At 42.4% G+C, this 25,555-nt stretch carries 22 protein-coding genes; 16 read left to right on the top strand and 6 right to left on the bottom strand.

The features are described 5' to 3' along the window. The first annotated feature begins 144 nt into the window (after positions 1 to 144). From LROSL1_RS01785 to rihA, 13 genes are all read left to right on the top strand, one after another. Complete coding sequence (locus LROSL1_RS01785) at positions 145 to 2,091, top strand: hypothetical protein (RefSeq protein WP_178913538.1); 1,947 nt, start codon at positions 145 to 147, stop codon at positions 2,089 to 2,091. Positions 2,092 to 2,500: 409 nt separating this feature from the next. Next, on the top strand, positions 2,501 to 4,063 hold the full coding sequence (gene asp1, locus LROSL1_RS01790; RefSeq protein ID WP_178913539.1) for an accessory Sec system glycosyltransferase Asp1: 1,563 nt from the start codon (positions 2,501 to 2,503) through the stop codon (positions 4,061 to 4,063). Between the two features lie 3 nt (positions 4,064 to 4,066). Continuing rightward, the gene (locus LROSL1_RS01795) at positions 4,067 to 4,792 is read left to right on the top strand and encodes a glycosyltransferase family protein (protein WP_178913540.1); all 726 of its coding nucleotides are present in this window, start codon (positions 4,067 to 4,069) and stop codon (positions 4,790 to 4,792) included. 160 nt (positions 4,793 to 4,952) lie between these two features. Continuing rightward, complete coding sequence (locus tag LROSL1_RS01800; protein WP_178913541.1) at positions 4,953 to 5,609, top strand: HAD family hydrolase; 657 nt, start codon at positions 4,953 to 4,955, stop codon at positions 5,607 to 5,609. Positions 5,610 to 5,620: 11 nt separating this feature from the next. Further along, positions 5,621 to 6,214 (top strand): RdgB/HAM1 family non-canonical purine NTP pyrophosphatase, encoded by a 594-nt coding sequence (gene rdgB, locus LROSL1_RS01805; RefSeq protein ID WP_178913542.1) that lies wholly within the window; start codon positions 5,621 to 5,623, stop codon positions 6,212 to 6,214. 7 nt (positions 6,215 to 6,221) lie between these two features. Further along, positions 6,222 to 7,310 carry a PfkB family carbohydrate kinase gene (locus LROSL1_RS01810; protein ID WP_178913543.1) on the top strand — a complete coding sequence of 363 codons (1,089 nt, stop codon included), beginning with the start codon at positions 6,222 to 6,224 and terminating at the stop codon, positions 7,308 to 7,310. 287 nt (positions 7,311 to 7,597) lie between these two features. Next, entirely contained in the window at positions 7,598 to 8,557 is a 960-nt protein-coding gene (locus LROSL1_RS01815) for a PfkB family carbohydrate kinase (RefSeq protein WP_178913544.1), read from the top strand. A gap of 14 nt (positions 8,558 to 8,571) precedes the next feature. Continuing rightward, positions 8,572 to 9,264 (top strand): phosphoribosylanthranilate isomerase, encoded by a 693-nt coding sequence (locus tag LROSL1_RS01820; RefSeq protein WP_178913545.1) that lies wholly within the window; start codon positions 8,572 to 8,574, stop codon positions 9,262 to 9,264. Between the two features lie 40 nt (positions 9,265 to 9,304). Continuing rightward, entirely contained in the window at positions 9,305 to 9,934 is a 630-nt protein-coding gene (locus tag LROSL1_RS01825) for a YczE/YyaS/YitT family protein (RefSeq protein ID WP_178913546.1), read from the top strand. Between the two features lie 6 nt (positions 9,935 to 9,940). Further along, positions 9,941 to 11,098 carry an iron-containing alcohol dehydrogenase gene (locus tag LROSL1_RS01830; protein ID WP_178913547.1) on the top strand — a complete coding sequence of 386 codons (1,158 nt, stop codon included), beginning with the start codon at positions 9,941 to 9,943 and terminating at the stop codon, positions 11,096 to 11,098. 24 nt (positions 11,099 to 11,122) lie between these two features. Continuing rightward, a complete protein-coding gene (locus LROSL1_RS01835) occupies positions 11,123 to 12,307 on the top strand; it encodes a NupC/NupG family nucleoside CNT transporter (protein WP_161003469.1) in 1,185 nt (394 codons plus the stop codon). 26 nt (positions 12,308 to 12,333) lie between these two features. Further along, complete coding sequence (locus LROSL1_RS01840; protein ID WP_178913548.1) at positions 12,334 to 12,720, top strand: hypothetical protein; 387 nt, start codon at positions 12,334 to 12,336, stop codon at positions 12,718 to 12,720. A gap of 27 nt (positions 12,721 to 12,747) precedes the next feature. After that, positions 12,748 to 13,689: a pyrimidine-specific ribonucleoside hydrolase RihA gene (rihA, locus tag LROSL1_RS01845; RefSeq protein ID WP_178913549.1), complete on the top strand. Its 942-nt coding sequence runs from the start codon at positions 12,748 to 12,750 to the stop codon at positions 13,687 to 13,689. Positions 13,690 to 13,754: 65 nt separating this feature from the next. On the opposite strand, the gene arfA is transcribed toward rihA, so the two are convergent. Both arfA and LROSL1_RS01855 read right to left on the bottom strand, forming a co-directional pair. Beyond that, on the bottom strand, positions 13,755 to 15,260 hold the full coding sequence (gene arfA / locus LROSL1_RS01850) for an arabinosylfuranosidase ArfA (RefSeq protein WP_178913550.1): 1,506 nt from the start codon (positions 15,258 to 15,260) through the stop codon (positions 13,755 to 13,757). 10 nt (positions 15,261 to 15,270) lie between these two features. Next, the gene (locus LROSL1_RS01855) at positions 15,271 to 16,590 is read right to left on the bottom strand and encodes a glycoside-pentoside-hexuronide (GPH):cation symporter (protein ID WP_268885892.1); all 1,320 of its coding nucleotides are present in this window, start codon (positions 16,588 to 16,590) and stop codon (positions 15,271 to 15,273) included. A gap of 285 nt (positions 16,591 to 16,875) precedes the next feature. Here LROSL1_RS01855 and LROSL1_RS01860 point away from each other — a divergent pair, with 285 nt between their 5' ends. After that, positions 16,876 to 17,730: a helix-turn-helix domain-containing protein gene (locus LROSL1_RS01860; protein WP_017263022.1), complete on the top strand. Its 855-nt coding sequence runs from the start codon at positions 16,876 to 16,878 to the stop codon at positions 17,728 to 17,730. Positions 17,731 to 17,862: 132 nt separating this feature from the next. Beyond that, on the top strand, positions 17,863 to 20,226 hold the full coding sequence (locus tag LROSL1_RS01865; protein ID WP_178913552.1) for a hypothetical protein: 2,364 nt from the start codon (positions 17,863 to 17,865) through the stop codon (positions 20,224 to 20,226). A gap of 90 nt (positions 20,227 to 20,316) precedes the next feature. On the opposite strand, the gene LROSL1_RS01870 is transcribed toward LROSL1_RS01865, so the two are convergent. From LROSL1_RS01870 to LROSL1_RS01885, 4 genes are all read right to left on the bottom strand, one after another. Further along, positions 20,317 to 21,189 carry an IS3 family transposase gene (locus LROSL1_RS01870; RefSeq protein WP_178913553.1) on the bottom strand — a complete coding sequence of 291 codons (873 nt, stop codon included), beginning with the start codon at positions 21,187 to 21,189 and terminating at the stop codon, positions 20,317 to 20,319. A gap of 50 nt (positions 21,190 to 21,239) precedes the next feature. Beyond that, positions 21,240 to 21,932, bottom strand: coding sequence for a helix-turn-helix domain-containing protein (locus LROSL1_RS01875; protein ID WP_152323476.1), 693 nt, complete (start codon positions 21,930 to 21,932; stop codon positions 21,240 to 21,242). Between the two features lie 115 nt (positions 21,933 to 22,047). Continuing rightward, the gene (locus LROSL1_RS01880; protein WP_017263020.1) at positions 22,048 to 23,319 is read right to left on the bottom strand and encodes an oligosaccharide MFS transporter; all 1,272 of its coding nucleotides are present in this window, start codon (positions 23,317 to 23,319) and stop codon (positions 22,048 to 22,050) included. Positions 23,320 to 23,348: 29 nt separating this feature from the next. Further along, entirely contained in the window at positions 23,349 to 24,323 is a 975-nt protein-coding gene (locus LROSL1_RS01885; RefSeq protein WP_017263019.1) for a glycoside hydrolase family 43 protein, read from the bottom strand. Between the two features lie 255 nt (positions 24,324 to 24,578). Between LROSL1_RS01885 and LROSL1_RS01890 the strand changes: the two genes are divergently transcribed. Then, a complete protein-coding gene (locus tag LROSL1_RS01890; protein WP_161003458.1) occupies positions 24,579 to 25,469 on the top strand; it encodes an ArsR/SmtB family transcription factor in 891 nt (296 codons plus the stop codon). Positions 25,470 to 25,555: the final 86 nt, after the last annotated feature.

Raw genomic sequence — 25,555 nt, forward strand, 5'->3', positions numbered from 1 at the left:
TCTTGAATAGATGGCGGTAAGTCAAGGTGTTCAAACGTCAATGCGGTGACATCGTTAACGTCTACTAAGGCGTTTGATACAAAAAGCGAATTTACAGAACGTTTGAATCGTACTTTTCATCAAGCGAGTTGGGGGAGATAGCTTATGAAATTATTTGGACATGGTAAAAAGGTGACTGATTCAGCAGCACCGGCAACTGCACCGGCGGAATCGCAGAAGCAGCAAATGTCGACTGCTCAGGCAGTCATTCATTCCACGGCGACGGTTGAACCAGCAGATGTTAAAAAGAACGAACCTGTATCAGTTCCGAACCCTGTCGCTAGTGAGGATGCATACGAAAAGTTAACCACTAAGCGTGAGCAACTTGAAAAGCATGTGAATCAGCTTAATCAGCAGTATGGGGATGCACGCAATGAACTGCGCTCGCAGCTTCTAACCGAAAAGGATTACCTTCGCGCGCAATCGCGGACTGTCAATCATGATTATGACAAGTTGGCGAAGCAACGCGATGCTGACTTTGAGGTCTTTTCTCAACTACAGGATCGTCGCAATAAGGTTGCCGCCAAGCAGCAACAACTGGCTGCATCGTTGAACGAGACCAAACAGAGGTTTGCGGAACAATCGACTATTTTAGCCAAGATGAAGGCTCAATCTGTCCAGATTGCCAAGCAACGTGAACGCTTAGACAAGCAGGAACACAAGCTACTTAACGAGCTTGGTCAACAAGGTAATTTAAATTCTTTAATGGAAGAGATCGATGCCAAACGCAAACAAATTTCAGATATCAATGTGCACGATCATGAGCTAGAACAAGCTGAAGACGGCATGAATCAGGATATTGTTAAGCAAGAAAAAGTTGTTGCTGCTTTGAATAAACAGGTTTCAGTTCAAGAGCAGGCCAGCAGCAATGATGATGCGACCGCGGATTTACAGAAACAACTGGCTGCAATCGACAAGCAGTTGAGTCAACAGCAGGATAAATTAACTTCCGATGACGATAAACTAAAAGCGGCCAAGCGAGAAAAGGCCAACTTAGCAGAACAGTTTCAGCAGTTAACTGACCTGATGAAGTTTTACTTCAGCTCAACAAAGCTCATTGATAACTTTCAATTTGATCCATCACATCACTACGTTTTCTATTCCAATACGTTGATTCCGCTTAACCAGCTTAGTGAGCAAAACGGATTGGAGATTATTGATCATCTATTCGATAAGACTGACGCCCATTTTGATGTGCTGACGACTGACTTTAATCGTGAACTGAGCGAAATTTGGGACAGTTATCAGCATTCAGGTGTTGTACATCATGCAGGGCGTGTTATTAATCCATACTTAGACTTTCAGCGTGACGCTGGTACGCAACAACATGCCGATGTTGCCTTACCACTGGACCAAAGTCAGGACTGGCAAGTAAATGCTGGTACCGAGGAACAACCTGAAATGATTCGCTCGGCTAGTGGCAAACAAAGTGTTACATTGCAATACCGGGCAGACCGGTCACTTGAAAGCGTAAAATACTTCCAAAATGACAAGTTGTTCAAGATGGCCATTTATGACCAGCAAAACGTTTTAGTCGCAACGCAATACGTTGACCCACGGGATGCCAAACACGCTGCTTCGGAAATTTATTATCGTCCCGATCACAGTGTTGCTTTGGAAAAAGTGTTTTTTGAAGATCACGTGGTTGTTCAAACGACGGATGCTGGCAAGACTGTTGAACGGACGTTTGAAACGGAGGATGATTATTACGCTTGGTGGATCAAAGCACACGCCTTAACCCGGCCAGAAGATGCGCTGATTATTGACACCGAAACACCGTACTTTGAGCAGTTGCTGAATGATGATGATCGTCGTTTTGAATTGATTCCACTTATTACGACTGTTGATAACAAGGCGTTGATTGAGCAGCTTGTTGCTGATGATTCACCAGTTAACAATATGATTGTTAGTGACGAATCTGTTCATCAGGCCATCCTCAAACAGCTGAAACGCGATATGCACATCATGGTTTTAGATCCATCCGGTGTGACAAACGAAAAGGCGAAGGCAGCGACTATTAAAACTAGAATTTATATTCCTAAGGTTAGCTAAGTGGTGATTAATCTAGTTAATCTGGGCGGTTTCACCCGTTCAAATGAAGCCGCCTTAAATATCCCCTAATCGATTCGCGTTTAATGGGTCCCCCCACCCAGTAAACGCGAATTTGTATTTAACAGCATGGAACTTTGACTTAAACAATACTATTAATGGTAGAGTCCGCTTACGGTTGCCAACATTGAGACAACACCGTGGGACAACTTCTGAGATGTGCATTTCAGCTCAGAATTGAAGTAGAAGATTTCGAGTTTTAGAGGGCTGATATCTGTCGCCACGGAACGGTGACTTTAGGCGGCACAACGTCAGAAGATTCACGAAAACACAGGCGTTAGTGCTAACTCTTGGGAATACGAAAGTGGTTAAATAAGGGTAGAGCAATTATCGGAAACGAGGGAGTGACAAGATGATTTATTTCGTTGATTTTTCAATGCCGGAGAAGAAATCAGGGATTGAGCATGCCGAGTTAAAACGGCTCGCACTATTTCGTGACCACGGGATGGCCGCACGACTGCTGACACGTGATTATAGTCCGCGGTTACATTGGAACCTTAATGAAGCTCAAGTTAGTGATGCTGAAAGTATGAATATGTTTGACTACTTTCAGGGCGCTTTGGCTGCCGCATCACAGCCGCTAACGATGAATGATTTACGTTTTCCTGCTAATCATGAAGGTTTAGATATTCAGTGGCATGAGGACGAGGGTCGCTTTTACGTTCTTCAAAATGGCCAATTATACCGTCGCGTCAGTTTGTTTGCTGGTACCCAACAAGTTAGTAACGTTCAGCTGTTTGACCGTTTCGGTAATTTGTACCGTGTTGACCAGTACGACTGTCGTGGCTTTAAAACGATGGAGCAGTATTATTCACAGGACAACAAGGTGGATATGGAACGTTACCTACATTTGGACGGGTCGCCAGCCATCATTCGGTATTTAAAGAATGACGCGGGCGGGAATGAAGTTGATAGCCGCTATACTTTGCTCGATTACCAAGGCCATGATTACGATTTCGACGGGATGAAAACATTCTTGCGTTTTTACCTAGACGAAGTTGCTAAGCACGATCCGCAGGTCAGCGTCTTCATTTCTGACCGCACGATGATCGACGATTGGTCGATCAGTCATATGACTGCCAAAGCGTATAAAGTCCTGCACTTACATAATTCACAAACGGTTGACGCTAATGATCCAGCGCATGCAGCACTGAATTACAATTATGCGTATGCTCTGCATAATCTTCAGGATTGGGACGCCATCGTAACAGCGACTCAGAAACAGACACAAGCTGTAAAAGATCGCTTTAAACCGAAGATTCCTGTATTCACGATTCCAGTTGGAATTGTTCCAGCAGCGACATTGTCGATTCCTCACGTGCCGATGGCTGAACGGACACCTGGTAAAGTGATTGCTGTGGCACGAATTGCCAACGAAAAACGGCTGGATGATTTGATTAAAGCTGTTCATCAGGCCCGCGAATCGGTTGATAATGTCACACTAGATATTTATGGTTATGAGAACTCCGAAGACAATTTTGCGGAACCCAAAAAGATAAAAAAGCTCATTAAAGAGCTGGATATGGGCGATGTAGTGACGCTAAAGGGTTACGTTCCTAATCTGACACCGGTCTATAATTCTGCGCAGATATTTGGTTTGACCAGCCGAATGGAGGGCTTTGACTTAGCGTTACTGGAGGCCGTTTCACATGGTGTTGTTGGTTTAGCTTATGATGTTAATTATGGCCCTGCAGAAATTATTGAAAATGGCAAGAATGGCCGGTTGGTTGATTTAGGCAATTGGCATCAAATGGCAGACCGACTCGTCAAAATGCTTAAAAATCCTGTTCGGCTGCAAGAATATAGTGATGCAGCCTACGCCAGTGCCGGCCGTTTCGGGGCTGAGCCCGTTTGGAATGCTTGGGTTCAGTTACTGATTGACGCAAACTCTAAAGTTGCCGACAAGGAGGGGTAGATCATGGACTTTTTATTGGATAATCGACTAGTTAGCCAAGATGCAGATGTTGTAAAAGAAGCTGTGGATCAGTACAAGCTCTTCCTGCCGAGTCATCCAGACGCCCAACTTTTGATTACGCAGTACACGCCTGAACTAGCTAGAATTTTGGCCAAGGCAGACATCAAACCAAACCGCGTGCTAAGCGTCTTTAATTTACTGCAGCAAGCTGTTCACGTACCGCAAAAAAAGTTAACTAGTGAACAGTTGACAAAGGTCCCACCAGTTTATTCGGTTACGCCGGATGGAGAGAATCGGGCGAAAGTCGAGGATGCTGATGCCATACTGGCACGCATCAGTTACTATCCCAAGAGTGGTGAACAAGTCGAGAAGGTTGAACACGTTGATCGTGTCGGAAACGTGACCTCGATTGATACTTATGATTGTCGTGGCTTTCTTTCGCGCACACAAACCTTTCATCGCAATCATGCACTGGCGACGGAACAATACTTCACGGCGGATGGCACAGAGGCCTGTTTAAACATCTTCATGAATAACGACCAAGGTCAGCTAACCAATACCGTTTGCCGCGTCATGAATTCGCGCGACGAAATTTATGAATATGATAACTTGGAACAACTTTTAGGGATAACGTTAGATCGCTATGCTAAAGAGCAAGATGGTGTTCGAATTTACACGAATGAAGCACATATCATTCCGACGGACATTACCATTTCACCGATTGGATAAACTAAAATTTAAGCGCGGTCCGCACTGGTAGCAAGGTGAGGGCTGCGCTTTGCTTTTGCATTTTCAATAATTGAATCACAGCTAGGTAACAAAACATGATAAACTGATAATAATTTGCGAATCTTAACAATAATGAATTCGCGTGGGTGGGAGAAAACTAATGACGAATGTGTTAACGTTTGATTGCTATGGGACGTTATTAAACGAAGACGGTACCTATAATGAAATTGAACGGCTGGCAGCTCAGATTGGTGTTGATCAGAAGCTGGCGCGACAACGTTTCATTAGTTATCAGGATGACCGCAACAACATGCATCCATATATTGACTACGACTTGTTGACCCGTAACAATCTAATCCATCTCGACTATCAGTTTGGACTGGAGCATCAGTTTGAACGCTATTATGTAGAAGTTCTTCAAGCTCATCGAGAGTTGACGCCATTCCCCGAGGTCATTGAAATACTGCAAACCTTCGTTGAACGTGGCTACAGGCTTGTCATGATGTCCAATTCATCGTGGGACATCATTCCGTTTAATGCCAAGACCCTGCAAGTGCCATTTGACGTTTGGACCGCCGAAGATGTGCATGCCTACAAACCGGATTTGAAGTTCTTCAAGGCGATTGAACAGCGTTATCATTTCAATGACGACAATCACATTCACATTGCTCAAGGTTATGGCAGTGATGTCGTACCTTGCGCAGAGCTTGGCTGGAATTGTATTTGGGTCAATCGTGATGGTCGCAAACCCACTGGTAGTGAACGACCGATGCATGAGGTACGCACGTTGGATGAAGTGATGCAATATTTGGATTAAAGGAGTTTGACATGACAAAGTTAGTGATTGCGACTGGAAACCAGAATAAGGCGAAAGAATATCGAGAGATGTTACCGACTGGGATAGGTGTAGATGTCATCACACTTAAGGATCTGGAAAATGTTCCTGACATTGTTGAGAATGGAACAACATTTGCTCAAAACGCTAAAATTAAGGCTACTACTATCATGGAACATTTTAAATTACCGGTGTTAGCCGATGATTCAGGACTAATGGTTGAGGCATTAAATGGTGAGCCTGGCGTTCATTCTGCTCGATATGCAGGATATCATGATGATAAGGCAAATCGTGAAAAACTGTTAAATAAGCTAAATAGTGTGTTAAACCGTGCGGCAACATTTCATACGACGATTTATGCCGTTAAGCCAGATGGAAATGTCTTGGAAGTTACTGGTGAGGTTAAGGGGCAAATAGTTGATGCACCACGTGGGAGTGAGGCCTTTGGTTACGATTGTTTGTTCCAACCTGATGGCGAGTCACGGACGTTTGGTGAAATGACCAGCGAGGAAAAAGACGCAATCAGTCATCGTGGTCGGGCAATGCGAAAGTTTTTAAAGAGCTTTGACCAATGGTGGCAGAACTGAGGTAATCATGACAGATCGAGAAGAACAAATTTTATCCTGGATTAAACAAAATCCAATGATAAGCCAAAATGAACTGGCAGAATTAGCAGGTATCACTCGGTCAGGTGTGGCAGCTCATATTTCCAATTTGATGAAAAAAGGTTATTTGCGTGGCAAAGGCTACATTGTGACACCACCGAGTTATGTGACAGTTATTGGTGGAATAAATATGGACATCTTTGGTGTTGCCGATGAAAACGTGGTCGATAAGAGTTCCAATGCCGGACATGTTTACTATGCGGTTGGAGGACTTGGCAGAAATATCGCATTAAATTTGCGGAAACTTGGTATTCAAAACTACTTTATTTCTGTCTACGGCGATGATAACAATGGTGAACAATTTAAGGCAGACGCGCTGGCAAATGATATGGATATTACATATTCCAAACAGTTTGCTGATACCAATTCGTCGACTTACTTATATGTCAACCAGCCTGGCGGTGATCGCGTGGTCGGCCTTGACGACATGAGTATCAACGATCGAATTACACCTGAGTTTTTGGAAGATCGTGAAGATATGATTAACAATTCAACGTCAGTTGTTATTGATTCGAACCTTCCACAACAAACCATTGAGTGGTTGTATGATCATTGCCAACGACCGATGTTTGCCAAGGCAGTTTCAGTCACCAAAGCTGGCAGATTGTTAAAAGGCATCGGTTGTTTAAATACGCTTGTTTTGAACGCGGTTGAGTCAAAGACTTTATCTGGGATTGAGGCCACTGACAAGCACACAGCGATTCAAGCGGCTCAGCGAATAATAGATAAAGGCGTTAATAACGTGTTTTTATATATTGATGAAGTGGGTATGCTTTATCAAGATGAGCGTCATCAGTTATTTTATCCTGAGCAAAAAATTAATCAACGTAATACTAATGGAGCCGGAGCAGCTGCAACGGCGGCATTAGTATGGGCACATAAAAATGAAATGTCATTTGAAGATAGTGGTCAGTTGGCCAACGCAGCTGCATATCTTAGCATGGAGAGTATTCAGGCGGTGAATGAAAATCTGACCCACAGAACGCTTGAAATTAAGCGTCATGAACTGTTTGAATAAAAAAATTGATAGATGAAGACCTTGCAGGAAAAATGCAAGGCCTTTTTTGTTTGCTCGAAAACGGCGACTTATGATTGTTGATTATTAGCCAAATGAATCCTTGTGAATTAAAAAATAAATGAAACTGCTAACTATATATGTACAAAGGGTTTGTCAGTTCAAACCATGAAAGCGGTAACTATTTTTGTTGACAGCGCGAGACAAAGGGTATAAATTCTAAGGTGTCAAATGTTTATGCGCATAAACAAATGTCAGTAAAGGGTGAATTCAAATTAAGGAGAACAATTATGATGAATTATTCACAAGCTGTTTCACCTGACGATTATGTTGTTGTAATCGGTGGCATGAACATGGATATTTTTGGCATGCCAAGTGACAAAGTCGTTGATCGAGATTCAAACCCAGGAATAGTCGGAATGTCGGTTGGCGGGGTTGGCCAAAACATTGCACAAAATTTGGCTCATTTGGAAGTACCAACGTACTTAATTACCGTATATGGTGATGACTACAATGGTCAATTACTAAAGACATCCTGTGAGAATAATCATATTCATCTAGACTATGCAGAACAGCTAGCGCATCAGCGTTCATCTACCTACATGTACATTACGGATGAAACGGGTGACATGCTTGTTGGTGTGAATGATATGGATATTTGTAAGCAGATCACACCGGAGTTTTTAAAACAGAGATTAGATTTTATTAACGACGCCACGATTTGCCTATTAGATGCCAACCTTGATCCTTCTACGCTGAATTGGATCGGTACGCACGTGACAGCCCCATTGTTTGGCGACACTGTGTCAACGATTAAAGCACCTCATTTTGATGGCATTTTGGATAAAATGACGGTTTTAAAACCCAATGCATTAGAAGCATCGTTGCTATCTGGCGTTAAAATAACGGATTTGAATACGGCCAAACGTGCTGCAGAAGTTTTGCTTGATAAAGGTATTGCAAATATTTTCATCTCGATGGGGGCACAAGGAATTTTATGTGCGAATAAAGATGATATGGCGTTTGTTAAACCCTTTAAAACAACGATTGTTAATGCGAATGGGGCTGGCGATTGCGGAATGGCGGCCATAACCTGGAGTTACTTTGACGAACCTGATCGCCCGCTACATGAAATTGGACGAATTGCACAGGCCGCTTCAAGTATCGCTTTAGAGAGTGATAAATCTGTTCCCGATATCACACCAAAACTGGTTCAACAAAAAATAATGAGTGACACAATTGCAAATTAACGGAGGCAAAAGTAATGATTAAACAAATTTATTCCCTAATTCAGTATGACGAAAGTGTTAAGACAATGGACGCCGGCGCGGACAATATTGGTTTGGTTCCAATGCAAAATGGTGGTGTTCCCGCACATCGCGTACCACTAGACCGTGTTCGCAAGATCTTTGATGAGGCCAAGCGTCGTGGCGTTACCTCTGTTGCAATCATGCTTACAAATGATCCTGAAGAAATGCTGAAGCTCGGTGAAGAAATTCAGCCTGACATCTTACACATTGCGGGTGACGGGTATGCAGCAGACGAAACGTTTGCTAAACGGTTAAAAGATGTTGCGCCACATACAAAGTTGATGCAGGCCGTATTGGTTGATAATGAATCAGCCATTGACCGTGCCAAGAAGTTTGAACCGTTCGTTGATTACATTTTGCTAGACTCTGGGCTTGCACATGACACTGGTATTGGTGCAAGCGGTCAAACGCATGATTGGGATATTGATGCACGGATTGTTAAAGCCGTTAATGTGCCAGTTATTGAAGCTGGTGGCCTTGGACCTGATAACGTGGCTGATGCGATTAAGAAAATTCGGCCATACGGTGTTGATTCATTAACGAAGACAAGTATTAAGTATGAAGGCGGCAACATGGAAAAGGATATCGACAAAGTTCGTGCCTTCTGTGAGAATGCTGACGCTGCTGCCAAGGAATTGGGACTGTAAACTAACGTTAAAATTCTAAGGAAATTAAGGGAAGGATTGCGTGACAAAAAATCGACTTACCGTTAAAAAAACAGTTATTGCGCTAGTTGGCATTTTTCTGGTTTGCATCGGCGTGGCATTTAATAACAACACGCGATTAGGTAATGACCCAGTCGGAATTATTTACGATGGCTTGCGGGCTGCTTTTCACATTCCACGAGTTCAACTAGGAATGGTTTCCAATGTGTTAAACATTTTTCTGATTTTGCTGCTGTTTCTTGTTGGCCGTCATTACGTAAATGTTGGTACTGTCATGTATTTAGTACCGTATGGCATGTTTATTACGATCGGCTCGCATCTATATCCACATATATTTACAAATGACGCACTAATTACCCGTTTAGCTGGCGGTGCAACAGGAATCATCCTGTATTACATCGGGATTAGCTTGTTTGTAGCTGCCGATATAGGTGTTGATCCATTTAATGGATTTATGTTGACCATTCGAGATAAAACGGGCTGGAGCATGCGGCGTAGCAAAATGACATTTGATGTTTGCTTAATGCTTGCAGGTTTTTTGATGGGTGGCAAGTTTGGCATCATCACGATTGTCACAGCGTTGACTACTGGACCGACTATTCAAGCATTGAGTGAATTGATCCAAAAAAGAGTATTTATGGAAAGGACTTAATAAAAGATGGACTTTAAGTTACTTCAAAAAGTTAAAGTTGTCAGCACAGACCACCTTGACGAAACATTGTTAGAAATTATGAAAACGGAAAATTATCAACGTCCCCTGTTTGTTATGGACCATTTTCTATCGCAGGTTGAGATTGTTCAGGATGTTCAAACGGAGTTAAAAGCAAATGGTATTGAATATGCAGTGTTCGATAAGGTTGTTTCGGATCCGCCGACTAGTGTTGTCGATGCCGGCGTAACGGCTTTTAAAGAGCATAAGGCAGACAGCATCATCGCAATTGGAGGTGGCAGCTCGATTGATGTTGCCCGCGGTATCAACATTGTTCGCGTAAATGGTGGAAAAATATCAGATTATGTAGATCCACAAGCGGCAATCAAACCTTGTCCAGGGCTGATTGCCGTGCCGACGACATCTGGGACAGGTAGCGAGATGTCTAACGCACTGGTTGTTACTGACGAAGCAAGCAAACAAAAGCTGGCAATTCTGGCAGATGATGCGGTTAGTGAATACGCAGTCCTGAATCCTGATTTATTATTGTCATTACCTAAAAACATGACAATTGCTACAGGATTAGATGCTTTCTCTCACGCTGCAGAAGGATATCTGTCTAAATTGGCTTCACCGGTAACGGATGCCATTTGTGAGAAAATTATGTTCCTTTTATATAACTACTTGCCACGAGCGGTTAAAAACGGTGCTGATCGAGAAGCTCGTGAACGGGTTATGGTAGCCGCAACTTTGGCAGGTTGGATGTTAAATAATGCAGGTACCAACGTTGGCCATTCGATGGCACATGTGTTGGGATCTAAATATCACATCGTTCACGGTGAAGCCGTCGCATATGCTTTGCCTGGTGTCCTTCGTTTTGTTGGCCCCGTTATGCCACATAAGGTCAGAGAAATTGGCCAGATTTTAGGTGCTGTTTATCCTGAAAATGCACCTGAGGAACAGACAACGCTAATTGCGGAACGGACTTATAAAGACTTCCGTGACCAGATTCTTGGTCTGCATCCATTTAGTGATTACAAGATTAGCCACGAAGAGTTGGCAACTAACGCAGAGGCCGTTGCACACGAACGCTTTGCAGGTAATACACCACGCGAAGTTACTGTCGATGCGGCTGAAACACTATTGGCCTCGTACGGAAAACAATAAAACATAGAAGGGTAGTCGGAGATTATGAACTTTGTGTTCTTATTAACCGGGTTAGCACTTGTGTTTGGAATTGGTTGGCTAATTAGTAGCAACCGTAGAAAAATTCGGTATAAATCAATTGGCATTTTGTTTGCATTGCAGTTAATTATTTCTTTTTTATGCTTGCATACATCAGGTGGGGTCAAAACATTAGCTGGAATTTCGTCATTCTTTAACTGGCTAATGGTTCAAGCCGCCGGTGGGGTTAATTTCGTCTTTGGCGGATTAGTTATCAAACCCGGCGGTTCCGTTTTCTTCCTCAACGTTTTGATGCCGATCGTCTTTATTTCCGCTTTAGTCGGCATTTTGAATTACATTAAGGTATTGCCATTCATTATTAAGTGGACTGGTTGGGCATTGAACAAGGTTGCCGGAATGGGCGAACTTGAAAGTTACTTTGCCGTTTCCACCGCTATTTTGGGCCAACCAGAAGTATTTCTAACTGTTAAAGATCAAATTCCGAAGTTAAACGAACAACGCTTGTACACCATTTGTGCGTCAGCCATGAGTGCTGTATCAGCTGCTATGTTGGCATCATATATGAAGATGGTGCCTGGTAAATTCGTTGTGGTTGCGGTATTTTTGAACATTTTATCAGCATTAATTATTTCTTGTATTGTGAATCCATATGAGACGGAATCAAACGATGAACTCGTTCAAATTTCCAAAGGAAACAAAGAACCATTCTTCCAGGTTTTGGGTAATTACATTGTTGACGGTTTTCAACTAGCAATCACTGTTGGCGCAATGCTAATTGGGTTTGTAGCGTTGGTTACCTTCCTAAATAACACGTTCTTAGCTCTATTTAACGTCAGCTTTACGACACTTATTGGGTATGTGTTCGCACCGGTTGCGTTCTTAATGGGTGTGCCAAGTCATGACATTATTAAAGTTGGTAGTTTGATGGCAACAAAGTTAATCACCAACGAATTCGTGGCCATGGGCACATTGCATGGCATGACAGCCAGTTTGAGTGCGAAAGCAACGGCCATTATTTCTGCTTATCTTGTGTCATTTGCAAATTTTGGTACAGTTGGGATCATCACTGGTTCAATCAAGTCCATTAGCGAAGAACAAGGCGCCTATGTGGCGAAGTTCTCAATGAAGCTACTTCTCGGTGCAACACTGGCTTCCGTTTTGACTGGTACAATCGTCGGTTTGTACTTTTAAATAGACAATCTAGATAGGTGATTTTGATGAAGACGATAAAATCAAAGCTTGTAACGACAGTAATGATGACAATTGTTTTATTTGTCAGCAGTAATTGGCTAGTCACCAGTGGGCATTCACAGGGGCAGACGACGGGGATGCTGATTAGATCTTCGGCTTTCGTGATTTTGTTATATGCGTGGGCGCTTGTTCGTTTGCTGAGTACGAAGCGGTTTGCCAAAGCGTTTATGATATTTGTAGATACAGTCTACCTTATGGGATTCGTAAGTATTATTGCGGTCGCTAGTACAAAGTTGACAGGTTTTATACAAATTAGCGCAGTATTGATCGCCATTATTGGTTTATTGGCTTGTTTAATCATCTTCTACTTAATCAAAAAATATCCGCTAAGCGTAGTTAACAAGGTAAACTAGACATAGGTAACCTGAAAGGAGTTTGACATGACAAAGATTATTTTAGATTGTGATCCTGGACATGATGATGCGCTAGCAATGACTATGGCGATTGCTTCACCAAAGATTGAATTAGCAGCTGTAACAACTTCAGCGGGGAATCAAACACCGGAAAAAACGCTAAACAATGCTATGCGCATGTTAACATTAATGCATCGCGAGGATATTCCCGTTGCTGGCGGAAACCGGACACCATTAGTTAATAAGCTTGCAACGGCTGGTAACGTTCATGGTAAGACAGGACTAGATGGTGCGGAACTGCCAGACCCAGATTTCAAACCACAGAATATGACGGCGATTGAATTAATGGCGAAAACCATTAGAGAGAGCGATGAGAAAGTTACGCTGGTTGTGACTGGGCCGATGACGAATGCTGCCTTGTTCCTGCGTGTTTATCCAGAACTTGCTGATCGAATCGAACAAATTGTTTTCATGGGTGGCGCTATGGGGTTAGGAAACTGGACCCCGTCCGTTGAGTTCAACATTTATGTGGATCCTGAAGCCGCTAAGATTGTGATGAATGCTGGCATTCCTTTAGTTATGGCACCACTTAATGTTACGCATCAAGCGCAGATATTGAAGGATGAAATTGAGTCCATTGACGATATTAAAAATCCTGTTGCTCATGCCTTTCGTGGTTTACTTGATTTCTTTGAAATCTATCACGAAAATCCGAAGTGGGGATTCAAAGGTGCACCACTACATGACCCATGTACCATTGCATGGTTGATTGACCCGACGCTGTTTGAAGGTGAACAGATGAATGTCGATGTGGAAACACAGGGTGAATTAGTTAAGGGCGAAACGGTCTGTGATTACTATGAACTGACTGGTAAACCGAAGAACACTAATGTGTTGTTGAAGGTTGACCGTGAGCGGTTTATTAAGCTGATTATGGACTCGCTAAGGGCTTTTGATGATCTGAATTAAAGGCTTGAAATTAAAAATGCATTGCTACTACAAAATGTCTTTCGTAGTAGCAATGCATTTTTGAGTTACTTCACGGCCATTCGAATCATATTCCAAGATAATGGTTCCAATTTAGCGCTGATATTTTCTCCAGTAAGTTCAACGCTAGCTAATGGCCGAATTGCCATTTTGCCATCGCGGTTGTCAGCCTTAACGTCATAACCGTAAAATTGGGTTGCTTCTATGACGTGATCAATGTCAAAGCTAGTAGGATTGATTGATAAGTCGGCGTTTTCGTGTTGGCTTTTATTTTCGGCAAAAACAATCAGTTCATTGGCATCTTTATTATAGATGGTGACGCTGTCCATCAATGGAACATTTTTAAATTGACGAGAGTTGTATGTTGGAACATCAACGCTACTATTTAATACAACGCCATGCCCATACGTTGCCATTTGCATGAATGGATAATAAATGGATTGTAACCACACGCCGCCGTCCGTATCTGTCATAATTGGCGCAATGACGTTGACAAGTTGTGCAAGGCAAGCAATCTTAACGCGGTCAGCGTGTTTTAGCAATGTCATTAGCAAACTACCGACGAGTAAGGCGTCTTCAAAGTTATAAACATCTTCCAACAGGTGAGGACCAACCTGCCATGGTTTAATCTTGTTGTCCGCATCGTTTGAATGGTACCAAACATTCCATTCATCAAACGACAAGTTGATTTGTTTGCTTGACCGTTTGCGGGCCTGAACAGCGTCACACATAGCAACGACACCACTGATGAATTGGTCCAAGTCCTCGTTTTTCGCTAAGAAGTTATCCAATTCGGTTGGGTCGTCATCGCCGTAATAGCCATAGTAACGGTGTAAGGATAAGTAATCCACATTATCGTAGCATTCATCTAATACTGTTTCTTCCCAGGTGCCAAACGTTGGATTGTCGAGGGATGAACTGCCACAGGCAACTAGCTCAATACTATCATCCACTTGTTTCATTGCCTTAGCAGTTTCGTTAGCCAGATGTGCATATTCAGATGCGGTTTTAGTACCAATCTCCCAAGGGCCATCCATTTCGTTACCTAAACACCAAGTCTTAATAGCAAATGGTTTGGGATCGCCATTTTTGACGCGCAGATCACTTAGTTTAGTGCCACTTGGGAAGTTACAGTATTCGACTAAATCAGCTGCCTCTTGAATGCCACGGGTCCCTAAATTAACAGCCATATTAGGCACGGCTCCGACCTTTTTTGACCAGTGCATAAATTCATGTAGGCCGAATTGGTTTGTTTCCAGTTCACGCCAAGCAATGTCTAAGCGGGTTGGTCGTTGATCTTTGGGACCGATACCGTCTTCCCACTTGTATTGTGATAGGAAATTGCCACCTGGATAACGAATCAATGGAACGTGCAGACTTTTTACTGCTCTGATAACATCTTTTCGAAATCCTTCTTCATCTGCTTCTGGATGAGCAGGCTGATAAATGCCGGTGTAAACAGCACGTCCTAGTTGTTCAATAAATGAACCATAGATACGATTATCAATTTTTGAAATGGTATTACTTGCGTCGGTATTGATAATAGCTTTCATAGAATTACCCCTAACTTTCTTTAATTTGACCACGACGATCGATTAGTGTTTCTCGAATCGTCGTTTCTTTACGTTCGAACTTTAAATAGGCGATCATAATAAGTGCGCCACCGATGAAGAAAATGGCGGGAAGATAACTAAAACAGAACTTGATAGCGGAAAGTGACGCGGCATTTTGCGCAATGCCTGCCTTGTATCCAGCGTGGTTAAGAATCATTGATGGAGCCCAACCACCTAGACCGGATCCCATCTTAATTGCGAACGAACTGCCGATGGCGGTTAGGAAACCGCTTGCACGAATCCCGTTTTTCCATTCACCATAATCGACCGTGTCCGATAGCATTGCGAATGGCATTGAGACGGAAATTCCAGTACCGATGGATGCGATGCTCCAGGCAACAGCTAAGGCAATGAAAGAGTGACCGGTAAATGCGATTGCAATTTGACCCAAGGCTGCAAGTAATAATCCGGCAATTAAAACTTGTGTTTTAGCAAATTTTTTAACAAGGAATGGAATTAATAACATACCGACCATTTGAAACATAACCAATGCGTTCAATACTGATGCAAATCCTTTAGCACCGAGATTGTATTGCGTGTAATACACTAAAACAGAGGTTCGTGAAGCGTTTCCAAGCCAGTAGAAGATAAAACCAAGAACCAAGATGAACCAAGGCCAATTAGATTTGGCAGCTCTGATCGAGTCTATGATTGGTAAGGGTTTCTGTGATTGAGTGTTAATTTCACGAGTATCGAGGAAAGCGAACATTAAAAGGGCGAAACCAATAACAGCCAATACGAGAGCGGTTGTGCGCCAACCGGTGACCGCACTGCCACCGCCAAAAAAGGCGACAAAACTTAAAGTAAAGGTTGCAGTGATGAAAAATCCGATGTTACCACCGATCATTCGTGTGCTATTCAACTTGATTCGTTGGTCAGAGTCATTACTGAGGTTTGGCAAAATGGAACTTATGGGAGTTCCGACCCCGGTATATGAAATTCCAAACAGAAGGTAGGTAATCATTGCCCACCAAAACTTGCCAGTTGAACTTAGCGAAGGTGACCAGAACATGAGAATAAAGAATATTGCAAAGGGAAATGCAATCCATAAAAAGTATGGACGACTTTGTCCCCAACGCGTATGGGTGTGATCAATGATAAATCCCCATACTGGCGCATCAAAGGCATCAAGGATTCGTGCTGCTAAAAGAATCGTACCCGCTGCGGCGACTGATAATCCGAAAACATCAGTATAATAGTACAAAATAAAAGTTGTAACAGTGGTATAAAGCAAGTTTCCTGCCATATCTGTACTGGCATAGGCTAGCATCCGATGAAACGGAATTTTGGTTGAAGATTTGAGCGATTCTGCAATGTGGCTTTTCACAATGGTTCCTCCTGAGGTGAATAAGATTGGTCGATATTTTTTAAAAGCGCTTTCATTGACCTTAATTTACCCATATCATTAAGCAATTAACATTCAATAGCTCACAGAGTATCTATAAAAAATCACACTTTTAAACTAGCGATGCAGTTTTGAAAGAGCATCGGACGCATAATAAGGGGCGATAGGGAATTGATGGCTGGTGGCGACGAAAACGCACGGAGGAAGACAATGACTCAATATTTATCTATATCATGCTTGCCCTTTCCAACATTTATCGAAGGTGGATATGCGACTTTTGAAGTGGGCGAACAACATCCAAATCGAGATGATTTACAATATTTCATCCTTATGGTTATGCGTAAAGGTTGCTTGTTCATCGCCGAAGATGACGCTCACTATACGATCAAGGCTGGTCAGATATTTGTATTGCGTCCAAGACATCACCATTACTCGTGGAAGCCAGTGGCAGAGCGAACGGAGTACTACTGGATTCATTTTTATGTGGCTGGAGAATGGAGTCAAAGCGTCAATCCGACACCATTAACACCAAGTATTGCCGTTCCAACGCTACATTACTACACACCGTCAACAACTGTTTATTTGGCAAAGCAATTCAATATTCCAAATCAAGATCAGCTCATGCCAACAATTCGGCAAATTTTCGAAGAAAGCCAACAGTCCAACAGCTACGGTTTTTGGCGATCTCAGCAGTTATTTATTGATGTACTTCAAGCCGTACAATATAGTTCGGCCAAGGAAACTCGTCTTGCAGAATTAGCAGCACATGTTCAAGAATACTTACGTACTCATTACCAATCACGGATTACAAATGAGGAATTGAGCCGGGTCTTTCATTTTCATCCCAATTATATTAGTCGAGCAGTTAAACAGACGACTGGCTTGACGCCGGATGAGTTTGTTAAACAGTATCGGATGGAAGAAGCAAAACGTCAGCTACTTAATACGTCACTTCCAATTTCTACTATTGCTGAAAGGGTTGGTTATCAAAACATTTATTACTTTTCAACTTCGTTTAAGAAGCAAGTCGGTGTCTCGCCTCGAACATATCGAATCAATGGTTAACGCAGCATCATAACAAATCGATGTGTGATATTTTATAAATTTATCTTTGGCTTTTACATTTATTGATGTGCTAGAGCGCTTTATACTCACCGTAAAGCGCTTTCGTTAATTTAAAAATAGTGAGGTACAAACATGCATTCAAAACGCTTCGACATGCAGTACAATGCCCATGGAGCAATTACAAGTCTTGTCGATAAGGAAGACACTGATCAGATGAACTGGGTAATTAATCCTAGTTACTTAGATAAAGTAGGATACACTGACAGAGATAAATTGTTTGGTGAATTCGAAATAGTAATCGGGGACCATCGTTACAAAAGCATTGAATTAACGCCGGTTCTTGAAGAAACTAATGAACAATTGATAGTTAAATATCAGCTCCCCGAAGCAACAATTTCGTTGAATTATGAATTGATTAACAATCAGTTGCAGTGGCAAATTCTGTTACAGAATAATACGTATGAGCCTGTAAAAATAACAAGTCTCGGTGTCTGGTGTTCGCTGGCATATGTTATGTTTCGAGATCGAGATGTTCTCCAAAACATTCATCGTTCCACAGCTGTTTTTCCTTCAGTTGCCCCGAACTTCACTAAATTAGCCGGAATGCGTCGTGATAATGAAGGAAAGAACATGGGGCTATTTCAGACAGCAGGTGTGGTTCAGTCAGTTGGAACCGCTTGTGAGTGGACGAATCGATTCTTTGAAAATGTATCGCCGTCATTGGATGGTATGTTGTTTCATCAACTTATCTTGGCTGGCGGATATCCACAAACAAAAGCACCAGAAAGAGATTGGATATACCCGCATAGTAGTATCACTTTAACCGACGAAATGAAGTGGTCTTTTGTTCTCGCCCCCTTTAGCAATCAGGATAATTTTACTGATGTGGCCCAACATTTTGGTCACCCGCGCATAACATATCCACCAATTATCATTCAAAATCAGACAGCTACAGTAACAATCGAGGGACCAACGAACGATTTGGTTGAACGAATTGTTTTACGTACTAATGTTGATAACAAGATTATTGAACGTGATGTAACCTCCAGTTTTAAACAAAACGTGTTGACGTTAACGCCAACAGAGGTGAGTGAACATGAGCTGCTGATTAATCTTGAAAGTGGCAGACAAGATCGCGTTGTGTTTAATGTTATGCCGCCGCTCCAACAAGTTATTCAACAGCGCGTGAATTGGCTAAGTACTCATTCTTTCGAAGGTGCCTCAGGAAAACATCCATATGCATTCAATCCAGTTTCTAACCAAGGAGAATCATTAGGAAAACTGAGTTTGATCTTGATGGCAAATCTGCTAAATCCGACCGAAAAAACAGTGACTCAGGTACGGCAGGTCGAACAGAGTGCTGTATACTACATTCGTCAAAAATGGTTTGTTGATGGTGATTTTAGTAAACCGACGTCCCTATATGGAGACTTTTATCGCGTAATGGATTTCGAATATATTGGGCATGTCTACTACTTATTATCACTGTTTGGGGAAAATATTCTAACACTCAATCAACCGACAGTTTATCTTCACTGGGCTGCGGATGTCTTTAATTTACGAGTTAATCCAGACATGCATGAAAGCCAGCGTGCAAAGGAAGAATCGCAAATGTTAGGCGTGTACTTTTTATACATTGACGGTCTGCTGAGTGACTTAAAAGCTCATGGCATGAATGAGGACTATCGGCTAATTAAGGATTGTTGGGACAAAGCCGTAAAGCGTGTGGCAACTGATAGCCAATCATATAAAGCTGCCATTACAGAGCACTTTTATGATAATGCTGGTTTTGGACCGGCCACTGGAGCTTTGGCCAATGCAGGCTATACGAAGGCAGCCAGTCGATATGCAGAATTGTTGAAAGCCAACATAGGCTTCAGCAATGATTTTCGAAGCCAGGCGCCAGACCGTTGGTGGGAAGCGCTTTCTTATATGATTCATTCATTATGGGGCGGGATTACAGCTGCTTCTAGCCTGCTAGCCTATGAAAAATTGGGTGACACTGAGCTGTTACGAGGCGCTTATCGTGCATTTGCGGGTGTGTTATACATGTATGATGCAAACGCAACCACGCCAGATCGTTTGCTCAAACCAGGAGAGGCTGCCTCGACATATAGTATTGCAGGGCCAAACATTAATCGACCGGATCTATCTCGAAATCGTTTTGGCCAATCAGCTTTTGCTCAAGACGGTGGTATTTTTACCAGACTATTTCCTGATGGTGATACAGGTCATGATGATTGGGATATGGGCGAAGAATTAGCCGCTTACTTAACAGGATTTGGACAAAAAGCGTACATGTATACAAAAGCAGATGGAACACTTGGTGTGATAAATGGTAACTTGGCCAAACTGGGCCATGATGAGTACAAGGTTACCAGTTATGCACCATACCCTAGCGAAATCCTAGATGTTGAAAGAGACAGGTATTTAAAGACATCTAGTAAGACGGTTCGTTACAGTATTCAAAGTGGATTTAAAGCGAATGAGGATTAGCATTCTTGATTAAATGTTTTATATAAAATAAGCCATTAAGGAGAGGCTATGGACATGACCCAGTCAAGTAAACAGTCGAAATAATATAAATTAACTTGCTTTGCGAACGGTCTGATTCCGATATTCATTCGGAGTCAGGCCGTTTAGTGTTTCTTGCGGACGACCATTGTTATACCAGTCGATCCCAGCGTCGACTAAGGCGACAAGTTCTTTGAACGTGCCGGCCGGTCGTAGATCAAACCATTCATCTTTGATATGACTCCAAAAGGTTTCCATGGCGCCATTATCAATAGGTTTACCACCACGAGACATACTGTGTGTGATGTGATGTTGACGTAATTCTAAGTCATAGATTCGAGCTGTATACGCAGAACCACGGTCAGTATGTAACGGTGGTTCTGCGTCTGGGCAAGTTTCTAAGGCCCGGTGTAATGTGATAGTCACAGCCGCCGCTGTTTCTGTGTCACTAAGATTATAGGCAATGATTGAATGGTCATAGAGGTCTTTAATGGCACTTAGTTTCACTTTGTTAAGGGTATCTATGCCGTACTGTAATTCAGTGCAGTCGGTAACCCATCGTTGGTTTGGTTCGTTAGCGGAAAACTTACGGTCAAGGATGTTTGCGGTAATGACTTCAGCTTTCTGGGACTTACGGTCAACCTTCGCTTTACGAATTGAAGCGGTCATGCCGTGAGCATCCATCAAGCGATACACACGCTTGCGATTAACGTGAAACTCAGTTTCACGGTTAATCAGCCGTGTCATTCGTTGTGAGCCATAGATGCCATAGTCACGAGCTTCACGTTCTTCAATGAACTGCCAAATGACTTCATTATCAAGCTCACGTTGATTAGGCTTTCGGTGTGTCCATTTGTAATAGGCGGCGCGCTTGATACCTGTAAGGGCACAAAGCTGTTCGATGACATAAGGTTTGTGCGTTCGTGGATTAGTTTGTTCAGACAATTCCTGAATCGCCTGATAACGTTCGATTCGGGTTACTGGGTGTAACCAATCTATTGATTCCTCCTTTGAATCTCCCGTAATTTTTTTGCCAAATCTTCACGTGTTTCTAAGAAGTCATTGCGCTCTTCCAGCTCTTTGATGCGCAACTCTAAACGCTCTTTTTCGCTTAGCTCCTCAGGTTCACGATTTAGTCGCTTTCCACGACGATCCTGAAGCGCATTAATCCCATCCTTCTCGTATTTACGTACCCATGTGTAAACCTGTTGATAGGACACGTTAAAATGATTGGCAGTTGTGTGATAATCCTTCTCATGAGCGAGGGCATATTGTGCGATTTCAATACGTTCTTGATAGCTGGTGGTTCGACCTTGTTTCATATGGGTTGTTTGTCCTTTACTAGTGGCTTTGATTTCCTTGCCATTAGTATACTGATTTACCCACCTTCGTAAAACAGAAGTAGAACTAATCTGATACTTTTTAACGATATCTAGTTGAGACAGTCCATTGACTAAGCGATCATGAACTGCGGCATTCTTTGTATCTTGCGAATACCGTTTCCATTCATGACTTGGTTCAAGCGCTTTAAAATCTTCTAATTGTTCAAGGTCAAGCCACTTTTTAAGTGTTACAAATGCGATTCCAAAGTCCTTGGTGAATGCCCTCATGCTTTTGCCTGAGTGTTTGAACTGATAAAGAGTGTCTAGCTTTTGTTCAAGACTATACGAACGTCCTTGTTTTTCCATACAAAAATCCCCTTAGAAATAGATAGACGATTTATTATTTCGTCTGTCTACTCTAAGGGGACAATAACACTACAACCGTTCCTTAATGGCTTATTTTTGTTACATTTTCGATTGCCTAATTATCAGAATCATTTGCTGGCGTCGGTGTATCTTTTGGAGCCTCGACTTCACCAGCCTGTACTTTATCCTCTTTTTTCAAGAAGAATGCAGCGAACAGTGTAATGACGAAGACTAGAACACCCATCCAGATGTACGTGTGTTGGTAACCGATCACATCGTATAATTTACCGGCAACAGAGGAGAAAATGAAGACCGATATTTGCTTAGCAAAGTTAGACGCGAGGGCATAAACCGTAGCGTATAAACGAATATCAAAGGCACCGGCGATGTACTTCATGATAGACGTCAATAATAACGGCATTTCCAGTCCGGCGAGCAAACGGAAGAAGACAACCCAGCCCCAGGTTGGTGACAAAGCAGAACCTAAGATCCGAATGCAAGTGATGAAGCCGTAGATGATCAAACCATTTTTAGAACCGATTTTGTTGATGATCCATGGCATTGGGAACATGAGCAAGAATTCAATGGCCGTTTGACCGGAAGTCATGTAACTATAAACCAATGTACCTTGTGCGGCGGTATGGAAGAACGTCTTGAAGAAGATAATGAATTGTTGGTCGAACACATCGAAAATAGCTGATGCGCCCATGTAGAAAATGGCCAGAACCCATAAGTTTTTAATCTTGAACACAGACATAACGGTCTTCATGTCCAAGGAGTTAGATGTGTCCCCAGCGGCAGAAGCGTTGTCCATGTCGATTTTGTCACTGAATAACAGTAAGCCAGTTAAGATAATGGCAGCAACGGTACATGCCCAGAAGATTGAGTCTGGTGACCACAGGAATAAACGACCGGCAATCAATGAAGCGACAACACCGGCAACAGAACCTCCGACACGTGAGTGAGCATATTCAAACTTGTTAGCTAAACTGGCACGTTGAACATACTGTTCAATAACGGAAACCCCACCGTTTAAAACAAAGCTGAGGAAGGTCCCAGTGACGATGGCAACCAAGAAAGAATTGATATGGAGCAATGGTAAGAAGACCCATTGGAAGTAAGGTCCGATAAAAATAGCAACGACAGAGATTAGAATAACTAAGTTCTTTTTGAATAACAGCTTGTCGGAAACGACCCCGAAGATTGGTTGGAAAATAAGCGAAATTCCGGCCATCATTGAGAAGACAGCTCCAGATTCAGTTCCGTTTAAGTGACCAACTTGTTCCATCCATAGTGTTAAATAGCCATAGACGGTAGCCCAAATGAAGAAATAACTAAAGTGGGAGAAGGGGAACCCCCAAAAGTGTTTTGATTCAGTTTTTTGCATGATGTTTTTAACCTCTATTTTCTAAATGATTAGTCATAGTTGTAAGGCACTGGTTTGCCAAAGTTAGGGGTGCCATCATCGTTCCACGTAAAGGGTTGAACCTTCGTATGGCGATTTGGATCATACAGTGGATCGCCCTTGATTTCTGTGTAGTCACGGCAGTGGTAAACCAAAATATCTGTTTGACCGTCTTCGGCTACTGTGAAGGAATTGTGGCCAGGCCCGAATTGGTCATGGTCAAGGTCACTTTGAAAGACTGGTTTTTCTGCCTTGTGCCACTGACTGGCATCAAGTAAATCAGCATTTTCATCAATACTTAGCATACCCATGCAGTAATTTTCATCGGTCGCACTAGCTGAGTAAGTTAAGAAGTATCGCCCATTACGATGGATTACGGCAGGACCTTCGTTCACCCAGAAAATCTTTGTTTCCCAGTCAAATTCCGGTTTAGTCAACATTACAGGCTTAGTTTTAAGTGTCCAAGGGTTGGCCATTTCAGCAATGTAGATGTTGGAATTACCCTTAATGGCTGGATCCTTTTGTGCCCAAACGTAGTACAACTTGTCGTTGGCTTTAAAGCACGTTGCGTCGAGTGAGAAAGAATCCATTGGCGTTTTAACTTGGCCATGTTCAATCCAATCATCTTCGCTGCGCATTGGATCAGCGTTATCGCATTCAATACAGAACATACGGTGTTGGAACATGCCATTTTTGTCGAATGCCGTTGTTTCGGCTGCGGCAAAGTAGATGAACCACTTGCCGTCGATGTAATGAATCTCTGGTGCCCAGATCAATTGACTCATTGGACCGCTGTCATGTTTACGCCAAATAGTTCTTGGTGCAGCATGGGCGAGACCGGCCAATGTTTTGGCACGACGGATTTCAATGAGGTTATATGCAGGTACCGAAGCGGTGAAATAATAATAGCCGTCTGTGTGCTTATAAATAAATGGATCGGCGCGCTGCACAATTAGTGGATTAATGTAATCTGTTGCAGTTGTCATATCAACTTGTCCCTTCATGTCTTGTTTGGTAATCGGACGAACGACGTTAGCTAACTTGTTATCCTTTGTACAAGATTAGAGTACAGGCAGAAGCAAACGCTTACAATGATGTTAATGATATTTATTCGAATAAATTTGGATAATGTAAGCGTTTATATTATAATTTCAGTAAAAGAAACCGCTTTATATTAATTTAAAGCAATATAAATGTTGTTTGTTACCGTCTGATCAACAAAAAGGTTGGTGTTATCCATAATGGAATTGGATTTGTCTAATGAATCTTTGCTAGCGTATAAAGCACTAGCCAGTCCAGTTAGATTGGCTATTCTCAGAAAGCTTTCATATAAGCATTTGAGCGTTCGTGAACTGGCTGAAGAAATGAAACTTAGTAGCACAATTGTGTTGATGCATCTCAACAAACTCGCTGAAGCGGGCCTGATTGAATTTGAACGAGTCGGTCATAACAAGGTGTCTAAGTTAAAGGTTGATCATATCAATGTGAACTTCCCCCAAGAGATTTACACGGCGTTTGATGTTCAAACGACTGATGTGCCAGTGGGACACTTTACTAACTTTTCAGTGAAACCGTCATGCGGTCTGGCCGGAAAAGATAATTATATTGGCAAGGTCGATAATCCGGCATATTTCATGGATCCAGAACGAATGAGTGCGGGAATGATTTGGTGGACAGAAGGATTTGTTGAATATCAGTTTCCAAACTATCTGGCTAGAAACGATACGTTGCAGATGTTAGATTTATCCATGGAGCTAGGCTCTGAATTCCCATTTTCTAATAACGTTTGGCCTTCTGACATCACGTTTTCGATTAACGGCCACGCAATCGGCAATTGGACAAGCCCTGGTGATTTCTCTGATACTCGGGGAAAGTACACGCCGTTGTGGGTGCCAGATAACGTTAATCAGTATGGTATTTTAAAAACGGTTCGTGTCACTGATCACGGGAGCTATCTCGACGGACAACCATTCTCTGAAGCGTCGCTAGATGATCTAAAGATAGACGGTGATACTGTCACAGTTCGTTTTGAAGTTAAAAAGAATGCCAAGAACCGTGGCGGCTGCACGATTTTTGGCAAAGGGTTTGGGAACTTTAATCAAGATATCGAAATGAAGATGTTTTATAGCTAAAAGTGTGAGAAATTCAGGATGAAATTAGGTAATGAAAAGCAAGCTGAACAATTCAGCGAACTTCTACAACTGAGTAGTTGATTTTC

The organism is Furfurilactobacillus rossiae (genome assembly GCF_013394005.1).
In the GTDB taxonomy this organism is placed as follows: domain Bacteria; phylum Bacillota; class Bacilli; order Lactobacillales; family Lactobacillaceae; genus Furfurilactobacillus; species Furfurilactobacillus rossiae.